The sequence below is a fragment of the Methanobrevibacter sp. UBA417 genome (genome assembly GCF_002508845.1).
Classification (GTDB): Archaea; Methanobacteriota; Methanobacteria; order Methanobacteriales; family Methanobacteriaceae; genus Methanobrevibacter_A; species Methanobrevibacter_A acididurans.
Window position 1 is genome coordinate 249929 of record NZ_DAZC01000027.1, and the last position, 6455, is coordinate 256383.

General features: G+C 29.7%; 6 protein-coding genes. 3 read left to right on the forward strand and 3 right to left on the reverse strand.

What is annotated here, in order from left to right; genetic code table 11:
* The first annotated feature begins 137 nt into the window (after positions 1 to 137).
* The 3 genes from proS to thiD are packed head-to-tail and all read left to right on the forward strand — an operon-like array spanning position 138 to position 3020.
* Positions 138 to 1544, forward strand: coding sequence for a proline--tRNA ligase (gene proS / locus BP769_RS05850; protein ID WP_413826950.1), 1407 nt, complete (start codon positions 138 to 140; stop codon positions 1542 to 1544).
* 42 nt (positions 1545 to 1586) lie between these two features.
* Positions 1587 to 2258 (forward strand): 2-phospho-L-lactate guanylyltransferase, encoded by a 672-nt coding sequence (cofC, locus tag BP769_RS05855; protein ID WP_413862229.1) that lies wholly within the window; start codon positions 1587 to 1589, stop codon positions 2256 to 2258.
* A gap of 6 nt (positions 2259 to 2264) precedes the next feature.
* The gene (gene thiD / locus BP769_RS05860; RefSeq protein WP_413826945.1) at positions 2265 to 3020 is read left to right on the forward strand and encodes a bifunctional hydroxymethylpyrimidine kinase/phosphomethylpyrimidine kinase; all 756 of its coding nucleotides are present in this window, start codon (positions 2265 to 2267) and stop codon (positions 3018 to 3020) included.
* A gap of 86 nt (positions 3021 to 3106) precedes the next feature.
* Here thiD and BP769_RS05865 read toward each other — a convergent pair whose 3' ends face one another.
* From BP769_RS05865 to hypD, 3 genes are read right to left on the reverse strand one after another with little or no spacing between them, the layout of a single operon-like run.
* Complete coding sequence (locus tag BP769_RS05865; RefSeq protein WP_413862231.1) at positions 3107 to 4411, reverse strand: TldD/PmbA family protein; 1305 nt, start codon at positions 4409 to 4411, stop codon at positions 3107 to 3109.
* Between the two features lie 45 nt (positions 4412 to 4456).
* Entirely contained in the window at positions 4457 to 5158 is a 702-nt protein-coding gene (locus tag BP769_RS05870) for a phosphoglycolate phosphatase (protein WP_413826941.1), read from the reverse strand.
* 29 nt (positions 5159 to 5187) lie between these two features.
* A complete protein-coding gene (hypD, locus tag BP769_RS05875) occupies positions 5188 to 6240 on the reverse strand; it encodes a hydrogenase formation protein HypD (RefSeq protein WP_413826939.1) in 1053 nt (350 codons plus the stop codon).
* Positions 6241 to 6455: the final 215 nt, after the last annotated feature.

Here is a 6455-nt window from a genome sequence, read left to right on the forward strand (position 1 = left end):
TTTAATAGATTAAAAAAAGTTTTGGTATTTTATAATATTTTGGAATATTTAAAGAAAATTTAAATTTTTTGGATAAGATATATAAAATTTAAAAAACAATAAAATATTAATTGTTAAATTATTATTAGGTGATAAATTTGGAAAACTTTAGTGAATGGTTCCACAATATTTTAGAAGAAGCAAATATAACTGATGCTAGATATCCAATTAAAGGTATGAGTGTTTGGTTACCATACGGATATCAAATAAGAAAACATATGTTAAATGTTCATAGTGAATTACTTGATAAAGATCATGAAGAAGTATTATTCCCTTTATTAATTCCTGAAAGTGAATTAGCTAAAGAAGGAAGACATGTGAAAGGATTTGAAGATGAGGTTTATTGGGTAACTCAAGGTGGTAAAAAACCATTAAATGAAAAGTTAGCTTTACGTCCTACAAGTGAAAGTAGTATTTATCCTATGTTATCTTTATGGGTTAGATCTCATATTGATTTACCAATGAGATATTATCAAGTTGTTAACACTTTCAGATATGAAACTAAGCATACTCGTCCTTTGATTAGAGTTCGTGAAATAACTACTTTTGCAGAGGCACATACAGTTCATTCTAGTTCTGAAGACGCAGAAGAACAAGTTAAAATAGGTATTGAAATTTATAAGAAACTTTTCAATGAACTTGGAATTCCTTACACTATTACAAAAAGACCTATTTGGGATAAATTCCCTGGTGCAGAATATACTATGGCTTTTGACACATTATTACCTGATGGAAAAGCTTTACAAATAGGAACTGTGCATAATCTTGGTCAAACATTTGCAAAAACTTATGATATAACCTTTGAGAATAAGGAAGGTGAACATGAATATGCTTATCAAACCTGTTATGGTATTAGTGATAGAGTAATAGCTGCAGTTATTGGAATTCATGGAGACGATAAAGGATTAGTTTTACCTCCAAAAGTATCACCTAAACAAGTTACTATAATTCCTATATTGTTTAAAAAAGGAAAAGAAGAAGTTTTAAACAAGTGTAATGAAATTAAAGAGAGTTTAGAAAATGCTGGTATACGTGTGAGAATTGACAGCAGAGATATTAGACCAGGTAAGAAATTTTATGAATGGGAATTAAAAGGAACACCAATTAGATTAGAACTTGGTCCAAGAGATTTAGAAAATAATAAAACCGTTCTTGTTAGAAGAGATAATCTTGAAAAGGTAGAACTTAGTCTTAAAGAGGATATTGTTTCACCAGTTAAAAATGCTTTAAGTGATATTGATGGTTTATTAAGAGAGAATGCTTGGGATTCCTTTAAGGATAATATTAAATCAGTTGAAGATGTTAATGAGATTAATAGTCTTATTGAAAATGGTAATATGGTTAGTTTCCCATGGTGTGGAGATGAAGAATGTGGGAAAGCTATTGAAGAGTTAACTGATATTGATTTACTTGGAACTTATAAGGAAGATATTGAAACTGATGATGTTTGTGCTCATTGTGGTAAACCTGCTAAACATATTGCTTTAATAGCTAAAACTTATTAAATTATAAAAAAAAATTTTAAAACTTTAGGAGTATTGATAGTTGTGGATAAGATTTATGCAATAATACCTGTAAGTAAATTCACTGATGCTAAAACACGATTGTCCCCATTTTTATCTAGTGAGGAAAGAGAAGACTTGTTAAAAGCTATGTTGAAGGATGTTACAGGTACTCTTAAAAGGTTAGTTGATAAGATTATTATTATTAGTCGTGATAGTGAAGTTTTAGATTATGCTAAAAAGTTAAAAGTTGATACTTTAGTTGAAAATGAGGATAGTAATTTGAATAAGGCTCTTAATCAGGCTATGACTTATTGTAGAGGTAAAACTCGAAAAGTATTAATTATACCTTCCGATGTTCCTCTTATTGGTAAAACTAATATTAAATTAATTATTAAACAAGCAGGTAAACTTGATTTTCTTATTGTACCATCTAAAGGTGGGGGAACTAATGCTCTTATTATTAAGCCTTGTGGTATTGATATGGAATTTGGAGAGTTTAGTTTCCAAAAACACATGGAAAATGCTGAATCTAAAGGATTTTCACCTTTAGTTCATGATTCTTTCTATATGGCTTTAGATGTTAATACAACTGAAGATTTAGGGGAGATTATGATTCATGGTAAAGGTACTGATACTAAGAAGTATTTAGAGTCTTTAAATATTAGTGTTGAAAGTATTCATGGTCATGAAAGACTAAAAGTAACACGAGATTAATTATTTATGATTGGTATTACAATTGCAGGTTTAGATCCTTCTGGTGGGGCTGGAATATTAACTGATGTTAAAACATTAAGTAGTTATAATATTCACCCTACAAGTATTGTTACTGCATTAACTGCCCAAAATCCATCTAAAGTATATTCTGTTAAACCAATTAGTGTTGATTTTATTAATGAACAATTTGATTCTGTTTTAAGTGAATATGATATTTCTTATGGTAAAACTGGTTTATTATATTCTAAGGATATTATTAAAGCTGTCTCTAAAAAAGTCACAGAATATGATTTGAAAATTGTAGTTGATCCTGTAATGGTTGCTAGTGCTGGTGATAGTTTAAGTGAAAATAATATTTGTAAAGCGTTTAAAAAATATTTACTTCCTCAGTGTATACTTAGTACTCCAAATGTTTCTGAAGCAGAACAATTAAGTGGAATTGAAATTAAATCTAAAGAAGATGCTATTGAAGCTGCTTATAAGATTGGTGATTATTGTAATGTAATCATTACAGGTGGCCATTTAAATGGGGTTAACACTTTCTATGATGGTGAAATTAAAGTTTTTAATCAAGAATTAATTGAGAGTGAGAATACTCATGGTTCTGGTTGTACCTTTTCAGCAGCAATTGTTGCTAATTTAATTAAAAATAATGATATGGATTTATTTAAATCTATTAATGAAGCTATGAATTTCACATTTAATTCCATTTTAAATGGAAGATATAAAACCTTAAATCCAAGTTTTATATTTAAAAAGTAAGAATAAAGTAGTTAAATGAGGATTATATTGATTTATTCCTCATTAAAATTTTTTTTATATATTTTTAATATTGAATTTCTTTTTTTTTAACCAATTACTCTTAAATTATGTAATAAGATTTTTGGGAGGATAAATGATCCATATTGTTTTATTTGTGAATCTATTGCTTCACAATTTTTAAATGTTTCAAAAACGTTTCCAGATATCATTGCTTTTTTAATTGGTTTGGTGATTTCTCCATTTTCAATTAAAAATCCATTGTTTACTTCTACACTGAAATCTCCACTTATTGGGTTTGCAGTGTGTGCTCCTAGTAAGTCTGTTGCAATTATTCCATTATCTATTTCATCTATTTTTGTCATTTTGTTAAAATCAAGGATTATGTTTGATGAACTTACTCCTGGTGTTGAGGAGTATGATCCTCTGAAACCATTTCCTGTACTTTTTATTTTAGCTTTGTTTGCTGTGTAAATGTCATATATGAATCCTTTAAGCACTCCATCTTTTACTAGTTCTGTTTTTTGTGATGGTGTTCCTTCTCCATCGAATTTGGAACTAGATAAACCTGCATCTATAGTTCCATCATCGTATATGGATAAGTTTTCACTAACGATTGATTGGTCTACTTTGTCTTTAAGTATTGATCTTCCTCTTTGAACATTATCTGCATTGAATCCGCTCATGAAAGTGTTTAGTAATCCAGTTGCGGCATTATAATCTAGGACTACTTCTTTATCTCCAGTATCTATGTTTTCCCCACCAACTGAATCTATTGCTAGTTGAGATACTTTTTCTGCTAATTCTTCTCCGTTGAAGTCATAGTTACATGAGGATATTGAGTCATATGCACTTGAAAATTCATCTTTTTTAAAAGCGTTTACTGCAATGTATGCTCCAAATCCGGTGCTTTTTTCAGATGCTTTTACTCCATTAGAGTTTAAGATTATTTCTTCACCTGATCCTCTTGAGAATCCTCCACTTGTTGGTTTACATCCTTTTTCTTCTACTGTGTTTAGTATGTTTTCCATAAATGAAGTCATTTCATCTAATTCTAATTCTTCATTTTTTTTATCATAATTATTTTTTATTTTGGGATATGATGATTTTTCTGCAAATGCAAAGTTTGAGTCTTCTTGGTTTAATTTTGCATTGGAGTATGCTTTTTCTGCTGTTTCTGATATTTTATTCATATCTGATGTGAATGCAAAACCTAATTTATTGTCTTGTATTACTCTTATACCTATTCCTAAGTTTATTTCTTGTTTTGCAAAGCTTAAATCTGATTTTTGTGCATCTAACTCTAAAAGTTTTAAGTTTTCAGCAAATATTTCGTATTCGTCACAGTATTTGCTAATGTTTCTTTCTGCTTCTTCTATTATTTGATTTAACATTGTATCTTTTATCCCCTGATAAATTGAATTATTTTATTATTTTTTTTAATCTTTAAATATGAATTTTTCTACAGCTTCTGTTACTCCATCACCGTTAGGTTTTTTGCAAACATAGTCTGCTTTTTCTTTTAGATTTGAACTAGCATTTGCTACTGCTATTTTTATTCCTACATGGTCGAGGAAGTCTAAGTCGTTTTCACTGTCTCCTATTCCCATTATATTTTCAGTGTTAATTTTTAAAATTTTTGCTAATTTTTCTAGTGTGATTCCTTTGTTAATGTTTCGATCTGTTATGTGTAGTGCAAATCCACTATCGTAGATTTTTACATTCCAATCTTTTAGTATTTCTCTTATTATGTTTGCATCCATTGTTCTGTAAAATGCTATTTCAGATAGTCTGCAGTATTGGTCATCTACGATTTTTAATTGATTTTCTTTTGTTAAGTTTTCTTTTAGGTAATTGTAGGCTTTATCTATATATTTTTTATCTGAGAATACTATTGTTTCATTGTTTTTGTATCCTTCTTTAAACATCACTCCACCGTTTTCACCTACTACTCCTCCTGTTGTGCCTATGGAAGTTGTTAATGCATAAGTGTATACTGCTGTGTTTCCAGTTACTAATATTACAGGTATTCCATTATTTTCAACTTTTCTTATTGTTTTGATTGCATTTATAGAGAGTAATCTTTGTGAGTCTGTGATGGTTCCATCAATATCTAATGCTAAAGCTTTTATTTCTTTCATTATTTTTAATTCCTTATGAAAATCTATTTTTAATCTTTTGGAGTGTATCTGTGTGCTATGTTACAGGTTCCTTCTTTACTTACCATACATGCTCCTATTGGGTGCATTGGGTTGCAGGATTTTCCGAATAATTTACAATCTGTTGGTCTTTTTAATCCACGAAGTATTGGTCCGCATATGCAACCTTTTGGTGCTTCTTTCACATCTTTTACTTCTATATCGTATATGTCTCTTGCATTGTATTGGGTGAATTCATCTTTTAATTCAAGAACACTGTTTGGCATTTTTGGAAATCCTCTCCATTCTCTACTTTTTACTGTGAATACTTCGTCCATTGCTTTTTGAGCTACTATGTTTCCTTCTTCTCGTACTGCTCTTTTGTATTCATTGTCTACATGGGGGTCATTATTTTTGATTTGTCTAAGTATTAAGTAAACTGCCATGAGAATGTCTAATGGGTTGAATCCTGCTGTTGCTTGTGGTATTCCATATTTTGTTGAGAAATGGTCAAATGGTTTGGTTCCTATTATTGTGCAAACGTGACCTGGTTCGATTAGTGCATTTAGATTTGTTTCTCCTGAGGATATTAAGAAGTCTAATGCAGGTGGTATTAATCTGTGGCATGATAGGATTGAGAAGTTTTCAGGTGGTTCGTTTAGTATTGTTGATGCTGTTGTTGGTGCGGTTGTTTCGAATCCTGCTGCAATGAAAACTACTTTTTTTTCTGGATTTTTTTCTGCTAGTTCTACTGCATTGTTTATTCCATAAACTACTCTTACATCTGCACCTTTTGATTTTGCATCTGCAAGTGATTGGTTGGATCCTGGAACTCTTAACATGTCCCCAAATGTTGTGATTGTTACGTCACGATTTACAAGGGATAGTGCTTCGTCTATTTCTCTTGATGGAACTACACATACTGGGCATCCTGGTCCTGCAACAATTTCTACTTCTTCAGGTAATAGTGATCTTATCCCATTTTCCATGATGGCATGTTCATGTGATCCGCAAACGTGCATTATTCTTACAGGTACAGCAATATCATTTATTCTGCTAACTAATTCTTTAGATAGATTCTTCATTTTGTTTTACACCGTTTTGTTTATTTTTTTATTTTTGATAATTAGTATTGTAATTATTTTTTATAATTCTTAATGTAATTTCTGTTTGTTTAAATAAATATTTAAAATTTTAGTTGAAATAAAAATTATTTAATTTTTAAAAGATTTTTATCCTTTTTTTAAAAAAAATATAAATATTCTATGGTTATATATTTATGAATATAATGAATTTATAT

Excerpts from the sequence above, each read along its gene's own strand:
- thiD (WP_413826945.1), top strand. The coding sequence starts at position 2,265 with ATGATTGGTATTACAATTGCAGGTTTAGATCCTTCTGGTGGGGCTGGA.
- BP769_RS05865 (WP_413862231.1), bottom strand. The coding sequence starts at position 4,411 with ATGTTAAATCAAATAATAGAAGAAGCAGAAAGAAACATTAGCAAATAC.
- hypD (WP_413826939.1), bottom strand. The coding sequence starts at position 6,240 with ATGAAGAATCTATCTAAAGAATTAGTTAGCAGAATAAATGATATTGCT.
- BP769_RS05870 (WP_413826941.1), bottom strand. The coding sequence starts at position 5,158 with ATGAAAGAAATAAAAGCTTTAGCATTAGATATTGATGGAACCATCACA.